At 61.6% G+C, this 18,817-nt stretch carries 17 protein-coding genes; 8 read left to right on the top strand and 9 right to left on the bottom strand.

Features of this window, described 5'->3' with window-relative positions; translation table 11 throughout:
* The first annotated feature begins 26 nt into the window (after nucleotides 1-26).
* A complete protein-coding gene (gene lysM / locus BM017_RS22510; protein WP_071492479.1) occupies nucleotides 27-467 on the top strand; it encodes a peptidoglycan-binding protein LysM in 441 nt (146 codons plus the stop codon).
* A 108-nt stretch (nucleotides 468-575) separates the two neighbouring features.
* On the opposite strand, the gene yrfG is transcribed toward lysM, so the two are convergent.
* Nucleotides 576-1,238: a GMP/IMP nucleotidase gene (gene yrfG / locus BM017_RS22505; protein ID WP_092248503.1), complete on the bottom strand. Its 663-nt coding sequence runs from the start codon at nucleotides 1,236-1,238 to the stop codon at nucleotides 576-578.
* Nucleotides 1,239-1,325: 87 nt separating this feature from the next.
* Here yrfG and nudE point away from each other — a divergent pair, with 87 nt between their 5' ends.
* Together nudE and cysQ are read left to right on the top strand one after the other, a co-directional pair.
* Nucleotides 1,326-1,892: an ADP compounds hydrolase NudE gene (gene nudE / locus BM017_RS22500; protein ID WP_071492477.1), complete on the top strand. Its 567-nt coding sequence runs from the start codon at nucleotides 1,326-1,328 to the stop codon at nucleotides 1,890-1,892.
* Nucleotides 1,889-2,725, top strand: a complete 837-nt coding sequence (gene cysQ, locus BM017_RS22495) for a 3'(2'),5'-bisphosphate nucleotidase CysQ (RefSeq protein WP_071492476.1) — start codon at nucleotides 1,889-1,891, stop codon at nucleotides 2,723-2,725. The genes nudE and cysQ overlap by 4 nt, the downstream gene beginning before the upstream one ends.
* Before the next feature lie 26 nt (nucleotides 2,726-2,751).
* Here cysQ and BM017_RS22490 read toward each other — a convergent pair whose 3' ends face one another.
* Genes BM017_RS22490 through rfbB form a run of 7 tightly spaced genes read right to left on the bottom strand, consistent with a single transcriptional unit; the run spans nucleotide 2,752 to nucleotide 9,814 of the window.
* Nucleotides 2,752-3,207 carry a YiiD C-terminal domain-containing protein gene (locus tag BM017_RS22490; RefSeq protein ID WP_092248499.1) on the bottom strand — a complete coding sequence of 152 codons (456 nt, stop codon included), beginning with the start codon at nucleotides 3,205-3,207 and terminating at the stop codon, nucleotides 2,752-2,754.
* A gap of 26 nt (nucleotides 3,208-3,233) precedes the next feature.
* Nucleotides 3,234-4,610, bottom strand: a complete 1,377-nt coding sequence (locus tag BM017_RS22485) for a sigma-54-dependent transcriptional regulator (protein ID WP_071492474.1) — start codon at nucleotides 4,608-4,610, stop codon at nucleotides 3,234-3,236.
* Nucleotides 4,607-6,415 carry a sensor histidine kinase gene (locus BM017_RS22480; protein ID WP_092248496.1) on the bottom strand — a complete coding sequence of 603 codons (1,809 nt, stop codon included), beginning with the start codon at nucleotides 6,413-6,415 and terminating at the stop codon, nucleotides 4,607-4,609. Before BM017_RS22480 ends, BM017_RS22485 begins: the two co-directional genes overlap by 4 nt.
* A 36-nt stretch (nucleotides 6,416-6,451) precedes the next feature.
* The gene (rfbD, locus tag BM017_RS22475; protein ID WP_092248493.1) at nucleotides 6,452-7,321 is read right to left on the bottom strand and encodes a dTDP-4-dehydrorhamnose reductase; all 870 of its coding nucleotides are present in this window, start codon (nucleotides 7,319-7,321) and stop codon (nucleotides 6,452-6,454) included.
* Entirely contained in the window at nucleotides 7,318-7,863 is a 546-nt protein-coding gene (gene rfbC, locus BM017_RS22470) for a dTDP-4-dehydrorhamnose 3,5-epimerase (protein ID WP_092248491.1), read from the bottom strand. Before rfbC ends, rfbD begins: the two co-directional genes overlap by 4 nt.
* On the bottom strand, nucleotides 7,860-8,735 hold the full coding sequence (gene rfbA / locus BM017_RS22465; RefSeq protein WP_092248488.1) for a glucose-1-phosphate thymidylyltransferase RfbA: 876 nt from the start codon (nucleotides 8,733-8,735) through the stop codon (nucleotides 7,860-7,862). The genes rfbC and rfbA overlap by 4 nt, the downstream gene beginning before the upstream one ends.
* Nucleotides 8,732-9,814 (bottom strand): dTDP-glucose 4,6-dehydratase, encoded by a 1,083-nt coding sequence (gene rfbB, locus BM017_RS22460; RefSeq protein WP_092248485.1) that lies wholly within the window; start codon nucleotides 9,812-9,814, stop codon nucleotides 8,732-8,734. The genes rfbA and rfbB overlap by 4 nt, the downstream gene beginning before the upstream one ends.
* A 151-nt stretch (nucleotides 9,815-9,965) precedes the next feature.
* Here rfbB and BM017_RS22455 point away from each other — a divergent pair, with 151 nt between their 5' ends.
* The 3 genes from BM017_RS22455 to BM017_RS22445 all read left to right on the top strand — a co-directional run bounded on the left by BM017_RS22455 (nucleotide 9,966) and on the right by BM017_RS22445 (nucleotide 14,543).
* Nucleotides 9,966-12,866: an aminotransferase gene (locus BM017_RS22455; protein WP_092248482.1), complete on the top strand. Its 2,901-nt coding sequence runs from the start codon at nucleotides 9,966-9,968 to the stop codon at nucleotides 12,864-12,866.
* 121 nt (nucleotides 12,867-12,987) lie between these two features.
* Nucleotides 12,988-14,094: an agmatine deiminase gene (gene aguA, locus BM017_RS22450; protein WP_092248479.1), complete on the top strand. Its 1,107-nt coding sequence runs from the start codon at nucleotides 12,988-12,990 to the stop codon at nucleotides 14,092-14,094.
* Nucleotides 14,095-14,327: 233 nt separating this feature from the next.
* On the top strand, nucleotides 14,328-14,543 hold the full coding sequence (locus tag BM017_RS22445; RefSeq protein WP_071492466.1) for a hypothetical protein: 216 nt from the start codon (nucleotides 14,328-14,330) through the stop codon (nucleotides 14,541-14,543).
* A gap of 64 nt (nucleotides 14,544-14,607) precedes the next feature.
* On the opposite strand, the gene BM017_RS22440 is transcribed toward BM017_RS22445, so the two are convergent.
* Nucleotides 14,608-16,695: a TonB-dependent receptor gene (locus tag BM017_RS22440; protein WP_092248476.1), complete on the bottom strand. Its 2,088-nt coding sequence runs from the start codon at nucleotides 16,693-16,695 to the stop codon at nucleotides 14,608-14,610.
* A 412-nt stretch (nucleotides 16,696-17,107) separates the two neighbouring features.
* On the opposite strand from BM017_RS22440, the gene BM017_RS22435 reads away from it, so the two are divergent.
* Nucleotides 17,108-18,409 (top strand): OprD family porin, encoded by a 1,302-nt coding sequence (locus tag BM017_RS22435; RefSeq protein ID WP_071492465.1) that lies wholly within the window; start codon nucleotides 17,108-17,110, stop codon nucleotides 18,407-18,409.
* A gap of 203 nt (nucleotides 18,410-18,612) precedes the next feature.
* Nucleotides 18,613-18,816 (top strand): tautomerase family protein, encoded by a 204-nt coding sequence (locus BM017_RS22430; RefSeq protein ID WP_016979078.1) that lies wholly within the window; start codon nucleotides 18,613-18,615, stop codon nucleotides 18,814-18,816.
* Nucleotide 18,817: the final 1 nt, after the last annotated feature.

Raw genomic sequence — 18,817 nt, 5'->3', positions numbered from 1 at the left:
AAATCAATTAACAAGGAGCGCGCACTATGAGCATTTTCAGCTTTATCAAGGAAGCCGGCGAAAAGATTGTCGACCTGTTGACGCCGGGTAATGCAAACGCCAGTGAGCAGTTGAAGGAGCACGTGGCCAAAGTGGGCCTGGGTAATCCGAATGTGCAGACCACGGTGGATGGCGACAAGGTGACCGTGACCGGTGAAGTCGCCACCCAGGAAGAGAAAGAGAAGATCCTGCTGGCGCTGGGCAACATTGCCGGTGTGGCCAGTGTGGATGACCAGATTACTGTTTCCGGGCCTGTTGTGGCTGCCGCCCGTTTCGTCGTGGTGAAAAAGGGCGACACACTGAGCGCGATTTCCCTGGCGGTGTATGGCAACGCCAACCAGTACAACAAGATCTTCGAAGCCAACAAGCCGCTGTTGTCGCACCCGGACAAAATCTACCCAGGGCAGACGCTGCGTATTCCTGAGTAAAACGCAGGACGAAAGGTGGGATGGGGCTTGCCCCCGATGGTGGTGTGTCAGTGACTGAATGTGGCTCTGATGCACAGCAATCGGGGGCAAGCCACCTCCCACATGGGGTCAGAGTCCGGCAATGAGATCTCGGTAGTCGTCGACCGCCGCGAATTCCGCCGTGTCCTTCGGCCCCTTCTTGCTGTCCGGCTCTTTCACCGCCAGCAAATGCCCCACGCCAAACGCCTGGGCGCTGCGCAGGATCGGCAAGGTGTCATCGATAAACAGACTCCTTGCCGGGTCGAAGCCGATATCGGCTTGCAGGGCATCCCAGAACTGCGGGTTCTCCTTGGCGAAACCGTAATCGTGGGAGCTGATCAACCGCTCGAAATACGGCGCCAGTTCAATGCGTTCCAGCTTCAATGACAGGGAATCACGATGAGCGTTTGTGATCAGGATCACGCGCTTGCCGGCCCGTTTGATTGCCGCGAGGAAAGTGTCGGCATCCGGGCGCAGGGCGATCAGGTGCGCGGTTTCCAGCTTGAGTTCGCGCACCGGGATCTTCAGTTCGGTACTCCAGAAGTCCAGGCAATACCATTGCAACTGTCCGGCGTTACGCTCGAACAGCGGCTGCAACTCCATCTCGGCCAGGGCGCGGCTCACGCCATGCAGTTCGGCGTAGCGCTGGGGCAGGTGTTCCATCCAGAAGTGGTTGTCGTAATGCAAGTCGAGCAGGGTGCCGTCCATGTCCAGCAGGACAGTGTCGATGGCGTGCCAGGGCAAAGAGGGCATGGGGCGGTCTCATGTAAGTAAAGATATCCGACACAGACAATCGGAAAAGCCACGGTATAGTAACCCGATCACGCCAAGGAGCCGCTCATGCGCCAGAAACCCACCGTCCTCGCCCGCGAAATAGTCGCCAGTAGCCGTTTGTTCCGCGTGGAGGAAGTGCAATTGCGCTTCTCCAATGGCGTTGAGCGGACCTACGAGCGCCTGGTGGGTCGCGGTGCCGGCTACGGCGCGGTGATGATTGTGGCCATGATCGACGCAGACCATGCGTTGCTGGTGGAAGAATACTGCGGCGGCACCGACGAATATGAGCTGTCGTTGCCCAAGGGGTTGATCGAGCCCGGTGAAGACGTACTGGCGGCGGCCAATCGCGAACTCAAGGAAGAGGCGGGCTACGGCGCACGGCAGTTGGAGCACCTCACGGAACTGTCGCTGTCGCCTGGCTACATGAGCCAGAAAATCCAGGTGGTACTGGCCACCGACCTCTATGAAGAACGCCTGGAAGGCGATGAACCTGAGCCGATGCGTGTGGACCGGGTCAACCTGCGCGAGCTGTCGATGCTGGCGCAAAATGAGCAATTCAGCGAAGGTCGGGCCCTGGCCGCGCTGTACCTGGTACGAGACCTGTTGACCCAGCGAGGAGCGTTTAACGCATGAGCGAACTGTTTTTAGGCCACCCGTTTATTGCCCCGGTGATCGAGCTGGCCCGTCAGGCCGGTGAAGTGATCTTGCCGTACTGGCGCGCTGACGTGGCCGTTACGTCCAAAGCCGATGATTCGCCGGTGACGGCCGCGGACCTGGCCGCTCATCACCTGATCCTGGCCGGCCTGACCGCGCTGGACCCGAGCATTCCGGTGCTGTCCGAAGAAGATGCCGATATCGACCAGAGCGTGCGCGCCGGCTGGCAGCGCTGGTGGCTGGTAGATCCGTTGGATGGCACCAAGGAATTCATCTCCGGCAGCGAAGAATTCACCGTGAACATCGCCCTGATCGAACAGGGCCGCGTCGTGTTCGGCGTGGTCTCGATGCCCACCAACGGCCGTTGCTACTTCGGTGGCGCCGGCTTGGGTGCCTGGCGATCCGATGTGAATGAAGCGCCCAAGCAGATCCAGGTGCGTGAAGCACCGGCAGCGGGCGAGTCGTTCACCGTAGTTGCAAGTCGTCGGCATACCAGCGCGGAGCAGGAGCGCTTGCTGGGCGGGCTGAGCGAAGGCCTGGGCGCGTTGAAGCTGACGAATATCGGCAGCTCGCTGAAGTTCTGTTTGTTGGCCGAGGGCAGTGCGGACTGCTATCCGCGCCTGGCGCCGACCTCGCAGTGGGACACGGCGGCAGCCCAGGGCGTACTCGAAGGCGCGGGGGGCGAAGTGTTGGAGCTGAGCGGTGAGCCGTTCAGCTACCCGGCGCGGGCATCGTTGTTGAACCCGTTCTTTTTGGCGTTGCCGGCCAAGGCTGCGTGGCGCGAGCGCTTGCTGACCCTGGCCAGATCCTGAGGCTGAAGGTGGGAGGGGGGTGGCAGTCAGCGGTGCAGGACGTACTGCCCGGTAAAGGCCACTGCACGCTCCTCGCTGCCTTCATTCACAACCCACGTCTCCAGCGTGATGCGCGCGCGGCCATAGCGCTGGTACGTCGCTAAAAAGCGCTTCCACACCTTCTCCTCCGGCGCCTGGCACACCACCGTTGCATCCCGCGTGACCGGCAGCGGATAACTGATCTGCCCTTCCTGAATCACGATGTGCCCGTCTTCGATGCCTTCTTCACGCAGTTGCAAGTGCAGCCAGCCCCAACCCCCCAGCACTGCGCCGCAATACAGGCTGCCGCCGAACATGGTGCTCTTGTGGTTGATGTTGGCGTGCAAGGGCAGATGCAGTTCCAGCCGCCCGTGTTGCCAGTCGAGCACCTTGAGGCCCATTTCCCGGGTGAGGGGGATGTCGTGGTGAAGAATGGATTCCAGGTAACGGCTGTCGCGGTTCATGGGGGCCTCTTGGCGAGTGGGAGCGGTCATTCGTCATCGCCGCTTTGGTTGGCGAAATTCAGGCCGTGCTTGCGCAGCTTGTCGTGCAAGGTCTTGCGCGGTACGCCGAGGGCTTCGGCGAGGCTGCGCATGGAGCCGTGGGGGCGGGTCAGCTCAGCGGCGATCAGGCTTTTTTCGAACTGCTCGACCTGTTCGCTCAGGCCACCCGAGGTGGACGTCAACACACCGGCGGCAGGGTTGTCCGGCGTGGCATCCAGTGCCAGTTCCAGCCCCAGTGCGAAGCGCTCGGCGGCGTTTTGCAGTTCGCGCACATTGCCCGGCCAGTTATGGCGCAGCAGCAGGGCGCGCTGGCCCGGTTGCAGTTCGTGCAGCGGCAGGCCGTGACGACTGCTGGCTTCATCGGCGAAGTGCTGGAACAGCATCAAGGCATCCTCACCCCGCTCACGCAGCGGCGGAATACGCAGCGGCGCGACGTTGAGTCGGTAATACAAGTCGGCACGGAAGCGACCCTGGTCGGCGGACTGGCGCAGGTCTTCCTTGGTGGCGGCGATGATGCGGATATCCAGCGGGATCAGTTGATTGCCGCCCAGCCGCTCCACCACACGCTCCTGCAGCAGGCGCAAGAGTTTGACCTGCACGTCCAGGCTCATGCTTTCGATTTCATCGAGGAACAAGGTGCCGCCGTTGGCGAACTCGAACTTGCCGATGCGGCGTTTCTGCGCGCCGGTGAAGGCACCAGGCTCGTGGCCGAACAGCTCGCTTTCGACCACCGATTCAGCCAGCGCCCCGGCGTTGATCGCCACGAACGGCCCGCTGCGGCGGCTCGACAGGTCGTGCAGCGCACGCGCCACCACCTCTTTGCCGGCGCCGGTTTCGCCGAGGATCAGCACATCGGCCTTGGTCGCAGCCAGGGCGCCGATCTGTTCACGCAGGCGCAGCATTTGCGGCGAATGCCCGACCAGTCGCGTGCTCAATTGCTGACGATCGCTGAGGGCCAGGCGCAGGCTGCGGTTGTCCAGTACCAGGCGGCGCAGAGCCAGGGCACGGCGGACGCTGTCGAGCAGGGCGTCGCTGGCGAAGGGTTTTTCCAGAAAGTCATAGGCACCGGCGCGCATGGCTTGCACCGCCAGCGGCACATCGCCATGGCCGGTGATCAGCAGCACCGGCAGGTCCGGGTCCTGGCCGTGCAGTTCGGCGAGCAGCTCCAGGCCGTCCATGCCGGGCATGCGGATATCACTGACCACCACCCCCGGCCAGTCCCGTGACAGGCGTGCGGTGAGGCCGCTGGCTTCGCCCAGGGGCAGGACTTTCAGCCCGGCCAGGTCCAGGGTCTGGCACAGCGCCTGACGCAGGTGTGGATCGTCGTCGATCAACACCACCTGAATCTGGTTATCGATACTCATACACTGCGGTCCTCGGACGGTTGCAGACTGACGCCCGGCGAGCCGGCACGCAATTTCAAGGTTAACAGCGCGCCGCCTTCCTTGTGGTTGGCAAACAGCAATTCGCCGCCGAAGGCACGCATCAGGGTCTCGCAGATCGCCAGCCCCAGGCCCAGGCCCTGGGTGCGTGTCTTGGTGGTGTAGAACGGCTCGCTGGCGCGCCCCAGGGCCTCCATGCAAAAACCCGGGCCGTTGTCGCGAATGTACAGGTTGACGCCCTGTTCGGTGGTTTCTGCACTCAGCCAGAGTCTGCGCGGCGGGCCTTTTTCGGTGAGGGCGTCGAGGGCGTTGGCCAGCAGGTTGCCCAGCACCTGGCGCAGGCGGGTTTCGCCGGCTTGTACCCACAGGGTGGCCTCCGGCAAGTCGCGGATCAGTTCCACCTCCATCGACCGTCGCCGCTTGGCCAGCAACGCCAGCGCATCGTCGAGCGCCGGTTGCAGGGCCACGCTTTCGGGCGCATGGCGGTCGCGACGGGCAAAAGCGCGCAGGTGGGCGATGATCGAGGCCATGCGCCCGGTCAGTTCGCTGATCAGCTTGAGGTTGCCGCGGGCGTCATCGGTGCGTTCATGGTCGAGCAGGATTTCGGCGTTTTCCGCGTAGCTGCGGATGGCGGCCAGGGGCTGATTAAGTTCGTGACTGATGCTCGCCGACATGGTGCCCAGCGCCGACAGTTTACCCGCTTGCACCAGGTCGTCCTGGGCTCGTACCAACTCCTGCTGGGCGTGTTCGCGCTCCAGCACTTCCTGTTTCAGGCGCCGGTTGAGGCCCTCCAGGTCACTGGTACGCTCGACTACCCGCGCTTCCAGCTCGCGGCGGGCCTTGGCTTCGAACGCAATGCGCTCCAGGTAGTGACGGCGACGTTGCATCATCAGGCCCAGCAGCAACATCAGCACCAGCAGCGTCGCGCCGCCGACGGCAACCACGGTGCGCACCGGGCGGTTGATCAACGAGCGTGGCGCAAGGATTTCCACATTCCAGCCCGTTTCGGCGATGGCGGTGGATTGGCGCAGCCACGCGGTGCTGCTCAGGCTCAACGGCTGCGGGTCGCGGGTCGGGTAGGGCTGGATGGCGATGATGGCCTGGCGTTCTTCAGCGGTCAGCGGACGGGTTGCGCGGAATCGCCATTGCGGGCGCGAGGTCAGGATCACCACGCCGTTATGGTCGGTGACCAGCAGTTGTTCCGGGGTGTTGCCCCACAGGCTTTCGGTGTGGTCCAGGTCGACCTTGACCACCAGTACACCGATGATCTTATCGCCATCACGTACGGCGGCGGCGAAGAAATAACCGCGCTTGGCCGATGTAGTGCCCAGGCCGAAAAACCGCCCCAGGCGCCCGGCCATGGCTTCGCTGAAATACGGGCGGAACGAGAAGTTGCGCCCGACAAAGCTGTCTTGTTTATCCCAATTGGACGCCGCGAGGGTCTTGCCGGTGGTGTCCATCAGGTACATCACTTCCACCCCGGCCTGGGCGGCGACCTCCTTGAGCAGCAGGTTGGCGTTGACCAGGTTGGTGCTGACGTTGGGCGCGTCCAATGCAGTGCGCAGGGCCGGCAGGTCGCCGAGGATTTGCGGCAGCACTTCATAGCGGTGCAGGGTGCCGAGCAGGTTGGCGACGTACAGGTCGAGGGTCTGGCGGTTCTGGCCGGCCAGTTCGCTGCGGTAATAACGCTCGGCCAGATGCTCCAGCGGCCACAATAGCGGCGCCAGGCAAAGCGCCAGGAGGGCGAGGCTGCGCCAGCGGGGTCTGTGCGGGAGGGGTGGAGTCATGGGAGTCGTGCGCCTGTGGGTACAGGCGCATTATGCCTAGTGCTGCTGTGCAAGACACTCGCGCAATGCGTCTTGCCACTGCGGCTGGCTGACGTGCCATTGTTGTTGCAAGCGGCTGCAATCGAGGCGTGAGTTCAAGGGACGCTGGGCGGGCGTCGGGTAGGCGCTGGACGGGATGGCTTCCAGCTCGGCACAGGCTTTGCCCTGCTTGCGCAGATGCTCGACGATGGCCTCGGCAAAACCGAACCACGACGTTTCACCTTGGGCGGTCAGGTGATACACCCCCCATTCCCCCGCTGTGCCGGCTTGCCAGCGCTCGATCAACGCAAGCGTACTGTCGGCGATGCTACCGGCCCAGGTCGGTGCGCCGATCTGATCGGCGACGATGCGCATCTGCGGTTTTTCCTGCAGCAGGCGTTGCATGGTCAGCAGGAAGTTCTTGCCGTGGTTGGAGTAGACCCAACTGGTGCGCAGAACCAGGTACTGACCCCCTACGGCTGCAATCGCCTGCTCGCCGGCCAGCTTGCTCTGGCCATAGACGCCCAGCGGGTTGGGCGTGTCGGCTTCGGTGTAAGGCGCCGGTTTGCTGCCGTCGAACACGTAGTCGGTTGAGTAATGGATCAGCGGGATGCCCAGGGCCTTGGCTTCCTCGGCGAGAATGCCGGGGGCGATGGCGTTGATGGCAAATGCGGCGTCCGGTTCGCTTTCGGCCTGATCGACAGCGGTGTGAGCCGCTGCGTTGATAATCAGGCTGGGGCGGTGGGCGCGCACTTGCTGACGGATCTGTTCTGCATTGGCCAGGTCAAGCTGGTCGCGGCCCAGGACGATGAGTTCGCCCAAGCCCTGGAGGCGTTGTTGCAGTTCGCGGGAGACTTGGCCGTGCTGGCCACAGATCAGGATCTTCATGGGAACAGGTCGGCTTCCATCAAGGGTTTAGCTGCCTGGTCCTTGGCGGACAACTGTGGCGCTTCGGTCAGCTGCCAATCGATGGCCAGCGTCGGGTCATTCCACAGGATGCTGCGTTCGGCGCTGGGCTGGTAGTAATCGGTGGTTTTGTACAGGAACTCGGCGTGATCGCTCACTACCACGAAACCATGGGCGAAACCTTCCGGCACCCACAGCTGGCGATTGTTCTGTGCTGACAGCCGCACGCCGACCCATTGGCCGAAGTTCGGCGAGCTGCGGCGGATGTCCACGGTCACGTCCAACACTTCCCCGGCGATGACGCGCACCAGTTTGCCCTGGGTGTGTTCGAGCTGGTAGTGCAGGCCCCGCAGCACGCCTTTTTGTGAGCGCGAATGATTGTCCTGCACGAAGTCACGCTTGAGCCCAGTGGCCGCTTCAAAGGCGCGGGCATTGAAACTTTCGTAGAAAAAGCCGCGTTCATCGCCGAACACTTTGGGTTCGAGGATCAGTACGCCGGGCAAAGTGGTTTCAACAACGTTCACTTGTTCTCTCCGGCCAGCGAGAACAGGTACTGGCCATAGCCGGTCTTGCCGAAATACTTGGCGCGTTCCAGCAGGTGGTCGCGGTCGATCCAGCCATTTTCGTAGGCGATTTCTTCCAGGCAGGCCACTTTCAAACCCTGGCGGTGTTCGATGGTCTGCACGTACTGCGAGGCTTCCAGCAAGCTGTCGTGCGTCCCCGTATCCAGCCAGGCAAAGCCACGGCCAAAGCGCTCAACCTGCAGGTCGCCGCGCTTGAGGTAGGCGTTGTTGACGTCGGTAATCTCAAGCTCCCCTCGAGGCGACGGCTTGACTGCCTTGGCGATCTTGATCACGTCGTTGTCGTAGAAGTACAGGCCGGTCACTGCGTAGCTGGACTTGGGCTTCGCGGGCTTTTCTTCGATGGACAGCGCACGGCCTTCGCTGTCGAAGTCGATCACGCCGAAGCGCTCCGGGTCCTTGACCCAGTAGCCGAAGACAGTAGCGCCCGTCGGCCGCTTGGCGGCGCGGAGCAATTGCTCGCCGAAGTGCTGACCATGAAAGATGTTGTCACCCAGGATCAGGCACACAGGGTCATCGCCGATGAATTCCTCGCCAATGATGAAGGCCTGGGCCAGGCCATCCGGGGTTGGCTGTTCGGCATAACTGAAATGTACGCCAAACTGGCTGCCATCACCCAGTAGGTTGCGATACTGCGGCAAGTCCACCGGTGTGGATATCACCAGAATATCTTTGATCCCCGCCAGCATCAGTACCGAGATCGGGTAGTAGATCATCGGTTTGTCATACACCGGCAGCAGCTGCTTGGACACGCCCAGGGTAATGGGGTGCAAACGCGTGCCGGAGCCGCCGGCCAATACGATTCCCTTCATCATGCAATCAGATCCTTAAGGTCGGTGTTGCCCAAACGTTCACCCTGGTAACTGCCGTCCTGGACCCTGCGGCACCATTCCAGGTTATCCAGGTACCACTGCACGGTTTTGCGCAGCCCTGTTTCAAAGGTTTCTTCGGGGGTCCAACCCAGCTCTCGCTCGATCTTGCCAGCATCGATGGCATAGCGCTGGTCATGGCCCGGGCGATCCTTCACGAAGGTAATCAGGTCGGTGTACTGCTCGACACCGGCCGGGCGCTGTGGCGCCAGTTCTTCGAGCAGGGCGCAGATGCCGCGTACCACGTCGATATTCTTCTGCTCGTTGTGTCCGCCGATGTTGTAGGTCTCGCCGACCACACCTTCGGTGACCACTTTGAGCAATGCGCGGGCGTGGTCTTCGACGAACAGCCAGTCGCGCACCTGCAAACCGTCACCGTAGACGGGCAGTGGCTTGCCCGCGAGGGCATTGAGTATCACCAGCGGGATCAGCTTCTCGGGGAAGTGGAATGGCCCGTAGTTGTTCGAGCAGTTGGTCAGCAGCACCGGCAAGCCGTAGGTGCGCTGCCAGGCGCGGACCAGGTGATCGGACGCCGCCTTGCTGGCCGAATACGGTGAGCTGGGTGCATAGGGTGTGGTTTCAGTGAACAGGTCGTCCACGCCATGCAGGTCGCCGTACACCTCATCGGTGGAGATGTGATGGAAGCGGAACGCACGCTTGGCGGGCTCGTCGAGCGTCTGCCAATAGGCGCGGGTGGCTTCCAGCAAGCTGTAGGTGCCTACGATATTGGTCTGAATGAAGTCCGACGGGCCATCGATCGAGCGGTCTACATGGGACTCGGCCGCCAGGTGCATGATCGCCTGGGGCTCGAAGCGCTTCAGTACGGCACTGACAGTGGCCTGGTCGACAATATCGGCCTGGACGAACTCGTAGCGGCTGTTGGACGCGATGCTGGTCAGCGATTCCAGGTTGCCGGCATACGTGAGTTTGTCCAGGTTGAGCACTTCGTGCTCGGTGTGCTGAATCAGGTGGCGGATCAAGGCGGAGCCAATAAAACCGGCGCCACCGGTGATGAGAATGCGCATGTCGGAGGGCCTTTTCCTTAGACGGACATTAAGTGAATGGAGCATAGCTTGAGTTGTGCCGCCGGGCGGTGCAAGCGTGGTTTGCGCAGGGGGTTGCGCAAGCCCCCTGAACAATGGCGATATACACCCCTAAAAAACCGAGGCCACCCCCATGCTGCTCGCCACCCTGATCCATCGCGCCAGTCTACCCTGCCCGCAAGTAAGCCCCGATCAGGCGGCTCAACTGCTCGAGCAGCATTATGGCCTCACGGGCACCTTGCAGTCATTGGGCAGCCAGCAGGATCTCAACTACAAAGTTGACAGTGCCCGTGGCCGGTTCGTTCTGAAAATCTGCCGGGGCGACTACGCTGCCGTTGAGCTTCAGGCCCAGCACGCGGCGCTCAACACCTTGCAGGCTGTGCGCGCACCCAGGGTCATCAAGGCTCTGACCGGTGAGGAACTGCTGACCCTGACCCTCGACGGCCAAACCTTGCATGTGCGGGTGCTGGATTACATCGACGGCCAGCCGTTGACCCATCAAGCGCATTTGGGGCACAGGGTGATCGCAGGCTTCGGCGATCTGTGCGGTCGGATGAGCCAGGCGCTGGCGTCGTTCGAACATCCGGGCCTGGAGCGTACGTTGCAATGGGACCCGCGCCATGCCCTGGAATTGATCAAGCATCTACTGGCCACCCTGGAAGATTTGCCCCACCGCGAAGCACTGGAACAAGTGGCTGAGCAGGTCCGGAACCGCATGCGCTCCCTGGCCGACCACCTGCCGAGGCAAGCCGTGCACATGGATATCACCGACGACAATGTGGTGTGGCAGCGTGATGCGCAACGCCACTGGCAACTTCAGGGCGTGATCGATTTTGGCGATCTGGTGCACACCTGGCGCATTGCCGACCTGTCGGTGACCTGCGCCGCCCTGCTGCACCATGCCGAGGGCGATCCCTTTGCGATTTTGCCGGCAATCCAGGCTTGTCATGCGGTGACGCCCTTGCAACCCGCAGAATTACAGGCGTTATGGCCGCTGATCGTCGCCCGGGCGGCGGTGCTGGTCTTGAGCAGCGAGCAGCAACAACGGCTGGATCCGCATAACAGTTACCTGCTGAAAAACGCCGAGCATGAGTGGGAAATCTTCCATGTAGCGACCTCGGTGCCGTTTGAGCTGATGGAAGCGGCGATTCTCAGCCGTGTTGGCCAGGCACCCGCACCCATCCTCAGCCAAGGTTTTGCGCCCTTGTTGCCGGGGTTGGTAGGCCGCGAGTTCGCGCTGATCGACCTGGGTGTGCTCAGCCCGCATTTCGAGGCGGGCAACTGGGAGCAAGCCGGCATCGATCAACGCCTGTTGCAGGATGCGGCGGCGGTACATGGGCTGGCGGCGAGCCGCTATGGGCAATACCGTTTGTCGCGTACCCGGCCCGACAGTGCGACCGAGCCGGAGACGTTTGCGTTGCACGTTGAGCTGCACGTGCCATCGGGGACTTCCGTCGAAGCGCCGTTTGCCGGTGTGGTACGACGAGGAGCCAATGATGAACTTCATGTGCATAACAGCGAAGCGACCGTGCGGCTATGGGGTGTAAAGCCGCTGTTGCAGCCGGGGGCTGCGGTACTCAAGGGCCAGGTGATCGGTGAGGCCGAGGGCCCGCTGACAGTGCAGCTTTGCCGTGTTGACTTGCCCGCACCGCTATTCTGCGCACCGTCCCGGGCAGCGGCGTGGCAAGCGCTTTGCCCATCGCCGGCCGCGCTGCTGGGGCTGGCTTGCGACGCCGAGCCCGAGCTGGACCCCAAGGCCCTGCTGGCCCGCCGCGACGCCAGTTTCGCCCGTTCGCAAAAGCACTATTACGTCGATCCGCCGCGCATCGAGCGTGGCTGGCGCAACCACCTGATCGACATGCAGGGTCGTTCCTACCTGGACATGCTCAACAACGTGGCGGTGCTTGGCCATGGCCACCCGCGCATGGCGGCGGTGGCGGCGCGGCAGTGGTCGTTGCTCAACACCAACTCGCGGTTTCATTACGCGGCGATTGCCGAGTTTTCCGAGCGCTTGCTCGCGCTGGCACCAGAAGGCATGGACCGGGTGTTCCTGGTCAACAGCGGCACCGAGGCCAATGACTTGGCGATACGCCTGGCCTGGGCCTACAGCGGCGGGCGCGACATGCTCAGCGTGCTGGAGGCGTACCACGGCTGGTCGGTGGCGGCGGATGCGGTGTCCACCTCGATTGCTGACAACCCCCAGGCCTTGAGCAGCCGCCCGGACTGGGTGCACCCGGTGACCGCACCGAATACCTATCGCGGCGAGTTTCGCGGGCAGGACAGTGCGCCCGATTACGTACGAAGTGTGGAGCACAACCTGGCGAAAATCGCCGCGAGCCAACGCCAGCTGGCCGGTTTCATCTGTGAACCGGTGTACGGCAATGCCGGCGGCATCTCGTTGCCGCCGGGCTATTTGCAGCGGGTGTATGAGCTTGTCCGCGCCCAGGGCGGCGTGTGCATCGCTGATGAGGTGCAGGTGGGTTACGGCCGCATGGGGCATTTCTTCTGGGGCTTTGAAGAGCAGGGTGTGGTGCCCGATATCATCACCATGGCCAAGGGCATGGGCAACGGCCAGCCCCTGGGTGCGGTCATCACCCGGCGTGAAATCGCCGAGGCGCTGGAGGCTGAGGGCTACTTCTTCTCGTCGTCGGGGGGCAGCCCGGTCAGTTGCCGCATCGGCATGGCCGTGTTGGATGTGATGGAAGAAGAAAAACTGTGGGAAAACGCCCAGGTGGTTGGCGCGCATTTCAAGGCACGCCTGGAAGCTCTGATCGAGCGCCATCCGTTGGTTGGCGCCGTCCACGGTTCCGGATTTTACCTCGGCCTGGAATTGGTACGTAACCGGCAAACCCTGGAGCCCGCCACCGAAGAAACCACTTTGCTGTGTGATCGCCTGCGGGAGTTGGGGATTTTCATGCAGCCTACCGGCGACTATCTGAACATTCTCAAGATCAAGCCGCCGATGGTCACGTCGAGGCGCAGCGTGGACTTCTTTGTCGACATGCTGTCGAAGGTGCTGGATGAGCAGGTGTGATTAATCGATTGTTATCGGTTAACTACTGTCATACTCATCAGCTATGATCTTTTGTCGCTTTTAAAGCCGATTTTTATCCGTTATAAAGTCGGCCTTTACCCCATTCGGAGTCCTGATCGCCATGACCACCCTGCACAGCACCCCTCGCGCCGATGGCTTCTACATGCCTGCCGAATGGGCGCCACAGACGCAAACCTGGATGATCTGGCCCGAGCGCCCGGACAACTGGCGCCTGGGCGGCAAGCCGGCGCAGGCTGCCCATGTGGCCGTGGCCAAGGCGATCGCACGCTTTGAACCGGTGACCGTTGCCGTATCTGCCGGCCAGTACGAAAACGCCCGCGCACGCCTGGATGTGCCGAATATCCGCGTGGTGGAGATGTCCAGCGATGACGCCTGGGTGCGCGACACCGGCCCGACCTTCGTGATCAACAACAGCGGCGAAGTGCGCGGCGTGAACTGGGACTTCAACGCCTGGGGCGGTTTTGACGGTGGCCTGTATGCGCCGTGGAACCGCGATTCCCAGGTTGGCGGCAAGATCCTCGAGATCGAACGCGCACCGCGCTACCGCACCGAAGGTTTTGTGCTGGAAGGCGGTTCGATCCATGTCGACGGCGAAGGCACCCTGATCACCACCGAAGAATGCCTGCTCAACCGCAATCGCAACCCGCACCTGGGCCGGGCCGAGATCGAAGCGGTGCTGAGCGCCAACCTGGCTGTGGATAAGATCATCTGGTTGCCGGATGGCCTGTTCAACGACGAAACCGACGGCCATGTGGATAACTTCTGCTGCTACGTGCGCCCGGGCGAAGTGTTGCTGGCCTGGACCGATGACGAACAAGACCCGAACTACGCGCGCTGCCACGCCGCAATGGACGTGCTGCAAAGCAGCACCGACGCCCAGGGTCGCTCGTTCATAGTGCATAAAATGCCGATTCCCGGGCCGCTGTACGCCACGGAGGAAGAATGCGCCGGTGTCGACCCGGTTGACGGCTCCCAGGAGCGGAATCCGTCAGTGCGTTTGGCCGGTTCCTACGTGAACTTCATGATCGTCAACGGTGGCATCATCGCCCCAAGCTTCGACGACCCGCTGGACAGCCAGGCCAAGGCGATCCTGCAGGACCTGTTCCCGCAGCACGAAGTGGTGATGGTGCCGGGCCGCGAACTGTTACTGGGTGGCGGTAATATCCACTGTCTGACACAGCAGCAGCCGGCACCGCACAAAGAGTGAGTGCAGTTGTAACAGCATCGAGGCGATAGCCGGGCGCAACCGGTTCCGGTGCCCACAGCAAGCCCGCGGCCCAGCAAGGTCGCGGGCTTTTTTGTGTCCGAATACCTATAAACACGAGGCATTGGCATAGCTCTTGTATCGGTGCTGTCACAGTGGCCCAAGGTGATGACTGCGCAGTTCTGTCATAAACCTTGAGTAAGTTAGCCGCTCACGCAGTAGGAGAGAGCGCTGAAATGAATGCCGATATCAACCTGATGTACACGCGTGCGGCCCACCCCTTGCGGGTCAGCGGCGACGCGATTCCCGCACTGGCGCTCTGGTTGAAGGAAAACGGCTCGCGACGGATCAGGCGCCAGCCTGACTTGCGCAGCGTGATGAATGAACGCTACCCGGCAGGCCTGTTCAGCGAGGATGAAGTGCACGTGTTGTGCGACCTGCTGAAAAACTGAGTAACACCGAGCACAAATGTGGGAGGGGGCAAGCCCCTTCCTACACCCGTTGGATGTATTCGATTCAGAAACTGTAGGTCCCAGTCACCACCACGCTGCGCGGTTCTCCCGGCTGGATCTGCGCCACGCTGGTCGCCGACGCATAGTAGGTTTTGTCCGCGATATTGTTCAGCGCCGCCCTCACGTCCCATTCTTTCTGGCGGAACCCCGCCAAGGCATCCCAACGGCCATAACCCGGCAGCACCACGGTGTTGAGACTGTCGGCGTAACGATCCCCCACCAGCGTCAAACCGGTTTCGGCGTACCAGCCCATCTCGGGTTTCCAGGTGATGAACAGGCTGCCGTTGCGCTTGGCCACATCACTGACGCGCTTGCCTTCAAAGCCGTTGTTGTCCTTCACGACCGTGGCGTCCTGCAGGCCGATTCCCCCGCGAACGTACCAATTGCCGACGATCTTGCCGGTGGCGGTCAGCTCCACGCCGCGTGAGCGTTGCAAGCCGCTGAGCAGGGTGATGGTGCGGTCCAGCGGGTCGCTGGTGCGGCGGTTGTAGAGCTCCAGTTCGTACACCGCCAGGGTGGTGCTCAGGCGGTCGTCGAGCCAATCGCTCTTGACCCCGATTTCCTTCTGTTTGGTCAGCTCGGGGCTCAGGTCGTTGACGCTGCCGGCGGCGTTAGGGGTGATGCCGATCAGGCCGCCACCGGCCGGGGAGAACGTCTTGCTCCACGAGGCATAGAACGAGTGATGTTCCAGCGGCGTCCAGACCACGCCAAAGCGCGGGCTGGTGCTGTGGCTGTCGACGGCCTGTTGGGTGTTGAGGATTTTGTTCTTGGTGTCCACTTCGAAACGGTCGTAGCGCAGGCCGGCCAGGAGCTGCCATTGATCATTCAGGCGCAGCTGGTCTTGTACATAAACCGCACGACTTTCCACTTCGGTGTGGTTGTTGCTCGACACGCTCATCCGCCCGTTATGGCTCAGGTGGCGGTTGGGCTGGTTGAGGTCCAGGCTCGGCACGGCCTGGCCACCACGGCTGACGGCGGTGGCGGTGTAGAGCTTGGGATCGCGGCGCTGGCTGCCCAGCTCGAGGCCGGTGAGCAAACGATGCTCCAGGCCGAAGGTGCTGAAGCCGCCTTCCAGTTCGACATTGTTGAAGAGGTTCCGCGTGGTCAGGTCTTGCTGCCAGCGCTGGCGTGTCACGCTGTTGGTCGCAGGCACGTAGGCGGTCTGGTAGGTGTTGTCGAAATCGCTGTCGAGCTTGAATACGCCCAGGGTCTGGCGCAGTTGCCAGTTGTCGTTGAGCTCATAGGACAGCCTGGAGCGCAGGGACTGGGATTTGTCGTCGATGTAGTCGCGGCTGTCGAAGTAAGTGGTGCTGCGGCTCACATCCGCCGGCCGGCCGTTGACCCCGGGAACGCCACGGTCCGGCGTGCGGTTGTAGCGGCTGTATTCGTATTGCACCAGCCAATTCAGGTCCGGCGTGAGCTGCCAGCTCATGGACGGTGCAAGCAGCTGGCGATTGCCGCTGACGCCATCGCGCCAGCTGTTGTTGTCCTGGTTGCCCATGTTCAGGCGCAGGCTGATGTCATCGGTGGGGTCGGTGCTGAGGTCGGCATACAGACTGCGCAAATCGTTGCTGCCGCCTTGGGCCTCGATACTCGACTTGTGGCCGGCGCCAGGCAGTTTGCTCACACGGTTGACGATCCCTCCCTGACCGCCTCGCCCGTAGAGTACGGCTGCCGGCCCCTTGAGCACTTCGATGCGCTCGATGTTATGCAGGTCGCGCACGTACTGGCTGTCATCGCGGATGCCATCCAGGTAGAAGTCGTTGCTCGCGTCGAAACCGCGGATGCGCAGGCTGTCGAAGCGCGTATCGGCGCCGCTGCTGACGTTGGGAATGCCGCTCAACGCCTGGCCCAGGTCATTGGTGCCGTAGGCGCGCAGGCTTTCGGTCTTTACCGAGTCGATGGCCTGGGGCACATAACGCACCGGCGTAGCGGTGCGGGTGGCGGTGCTGGTTTCCTTGACCCGTGGGTCGTCTTCGTCAGCTTCGGCGCTGATCGAGGTTTCGGGCAACGTGGTGGCCGCGCAGGCAAAACCGGCAGACAGCAGAACGGAAAGCCCAAGGGTGATGGGCGTCAGGCGAGGGGCAGGCATTAAGGAATGTATCCGAATGGTTTAGGAGAAAAACAGCACGTTAATGGTAATGCTTTGCATTTGCGTGCGTTATCCATTGCCAAACGTATCGGCTTTTAAATGTGTTACGAGATGTGTTTTTTGTCGTTTCGGATGTGATTTTTTGTCGCTTTCGATGTGGCTGTAAGCCCTGGCTTAGAATTATTTCGCCTAAATACAGACGATTCGCGAAATTGACACATAGTTCCGGGCGCGACTAGGATTGCGCCCAACGCCTGTGGCTAACCGCCATGACTCATCCAATAAAAAAGGCCCGCGGCATGTTCAGTCGTCCGCGGGCCTTCTTTTTTCCGGATTCAGTCGACACCAGAAAAAGCATTACGGAGCCTGGTGTCACAGCGCGTACTCAACCAGGAATAAGGAATACAAGAAAATGTTGAAGCAACGGATGAGTCTGATCGCTCTGGGGATTTTGAGCGCATCGACAGCAATGGCAAACGACCAGGACCAGTCCAAGGGTTTTATCGAAGACAGCCACCTGAACATCGCCGCACGTAACGCCTACATCAGCCGCGACTACAAAAACGGCAAGCAAGACAAAGCCGAGTGGGGCCAAGGCTTCATCGGCAAGCTGGAGTCCGGTTTCACCCAGGGCACCGTCGGTGTGGGTGTGGACGTGATCGGCCAATACGCTATCCGCCTGGACGGTGGTAAAGGTCGCGCCGGCGCGGGCGGTATCGACTTCTTCAAACCGGGTAATGGCACTGCCGACAACCCTGGCTCGGCACCACACGACCTGGCCAAGGGCGGCGCTGCCGTCAAGTTCCGCGTTTCCAACACTGTGCTCAAGTACGGTGATCAGTTCCCGGCCGTGCCTGTGCTGCAGTACGACAACTCCCGTCTGTTGTCGGAAACCTACACCGGTACCTCGATCGTTTCCAAAGAGATCGCCGGTCTGCAACTGGACGCGGGTCACTTCACCAAAGAAGCGCGCAAGAGCATGGAAGGCACCGACAGCGGTCGCCTGAAAAGCATCGACTACATCGGCGGTAGCTACAAATTCACCGAAAGCCTGTCCGCTGCGCTGTATGCCTCCGACATGCAGGACGTGCTGAAGAAGCAATACGTCAACGTCAACTACGTGCTGGCGCTGCCAGAGAAGCAGTCCCTGACTTTTGACTTCAACGGCTACAAAACCAAGCTGGACAAGAGCTTCGCCCTGGAAAACCAAGGCAGTGAAGATGCTCGCGACAACAAAATCTGGAGCCTGGGCGCGACCTGGGCCGTTGGCCCGCACAGCTTCACCGTGGCTCACCAGCGCAGCACCGGCGACACCGGCTACCTGTACGGCGGCTACCGCAATGCTGGCGGCATCGGCGACGGTGGCAACACCATCCTGCTGGCCAACTCCTACTGGTCCGACTTCAACGGCAAGGACGAACGTTCGTGGCAAGTGGGCTACGGCATCGATTTCGCCACCTTCGGCGTGCCGGGCCTGACCTACAACGTTGCCTACGTACGGGGTACCAACATCGACGACGGTACCAACCGCGGCGACGGCACCGAGCGTGAAATCTGGAACCAGTTCAAGTACGTGGTCCAGAGCGGCCCGGCCAAAGACCTGAGCCTGCGTGCGCGTGCGTCCTGGTTGCGCGTTTCCAACAACGCCAGCAACTACAACGTAGGCGGTAACGAAATCCGTCTGTTCGCCGACTACCCGATCAACGTTTTTTAATTGATCCTGTGTCGCGCCTGAGTGTCAGGCGAAAAAACCCCGACTGGTTCGGGGTTTTTTTATGCCCGTCTATGCAAGGCGGACTTGTTACATCGGATCACTAATGAAGTAACCGGGCCCACCTTTATCCCCTTCCAGCGCAAGCCTAAATTGGCCCCACTGCTCGCCCATCACCCCGATGGTCGGCCACTGGAGTCCTCGCCATGCCCTTTGTCAGCCTGCGCATCACCCGTGACGGCGTTACCCCCGAGCAAAAAGCCCAGGTCATCGCCGAATTTACCGAAACCCTCGAACGCGTCCTGCACAAACGCCCGGACCTGACCCATATCGTCATCGAAGAAGTCGACACCGATAACTGGGGCTACGCCGGCATCACCACCACCGAATACCGCAAATCCCAAGCCTGAA

This window comes from Pseudomonas sp. NFPP04 (assembly GCF_900113815.1).
In the GTDB taxonomy this organism is placed as follows: Bacteria; Pseudomonadota; Gammaproteobacteria; order Pseudomonadales; family Pseudomonadaceae; genus Aquipseudomonas; species Aquipseudomonas extremorientalis.
The sequence above is the reverse complement of the archived record's forward strand: the minus strand, read 5'-3'. Positions and strand labels throughout refer to the sequence as shown.

Coding starts and splice junctions, on each gene's coding strand:
- lysM (WP_071492479.1), top strand. CDS start 27: ATGAGCATTTTCAGCTTTATCAAGGAAGCCGGCGAAAAGATTGTCGAC.
- yrfG (WP_092248503.1), bottom strand. CDS start 1,238: ATGCCCTCTTTGCCCTGGCACGCCATCGACACTGTCCTGCTGGACATG.
- nudE (WP_071492477.1), top strand. CDS start 1,326: ATGCGCCAGAAACCCACCGTCCTCGCCCGCGAAATAGTCGCCAGTAGC.
- cysQ (WP_071492476.1), top strand. CDS start 1,889: ATGAGCGAACTGTTTTTAGGCCACCCGTTTATTGCCCCGGTGATCGAG.
- BM017_RS22490 (WP_092248499.1), bottom strand. CDS start 3,207: ATGAACCGCGACAGCCGTTACCTGGAATCCATTCTTCACCACGACATC.
- BM017_RS22485 (WP_071492474.1), bottom strand. CDS start 4,610: ATGAGTATCGATAACCAGATTCAGGTGGTGTTGATCGACGACGATCCA.
- BM017_RS22480 (WP_092248496.1), bottom strand. CDS start 6,415: ATGACTCCACCCCTCCCGCACAGACCCCGCTGGCGCAGCCTCGCCCTC.
- rfbD (WP_092248493.1), bottom strand. CDS start 7,321: ATGAAGATCCTGATCTGTGGCCAGCACGGCCAAGTCTCCCGCGAACTG.
- rfbA (WP_092248488.1), bottom strand. CDS start 8,735: ATGATGAAGGGAATCGTATTGGCCGGCGGCTCCGGCACGCGTTTGCAC.
- rfbB (WP_092248485.1), bottom strand. CDS start 9,814: ATGCGCATTCTCATCACCGGTGGCGCCGGTTTTATTGGCTCCGCCTTG.
- BM017_RS22455 (WP_092248482.1), top strand. CDS start 9,966: ATGCTGCTCGCCACCCTGATCCATCGCGCCAGTCTACCCTGCCCGCAA.
- aguA (WP_092248479.1), top strand. CDS start 12,988: ATGACCACCCTGCACAGCACCCCTCGCGCCGATGGCTTCTACATGCCT.
- BM017_RS22445 (WP_071492466.1), top strand. CDS start 14,328: ATGAATGCCGATATCAACCTGATGTACACGCGTGCGGCCCACCCCTTG.
- BM017_RS22440 (WP_092248476.1), bottom strand. CDS start 16,695: ATGCCTGCCCCTCGCCTGACGCCCATCACCCTTGGGCTTTCCGTTCTG.
- BM017_RS22435 (WP_071492465.1), top strand. CDS start 17,108: ATGTTGAAGCAACGGATGAGTCTGATCGCTCTGGGGATTTTGAGCGCA.
- BM017_RS22430 (WP_016979078.1), top strand. CDS start 18,613: ATGCCCTTTGTCAGCCTGCGCATCACCCGTGACGGCGTTACCCCCGAG.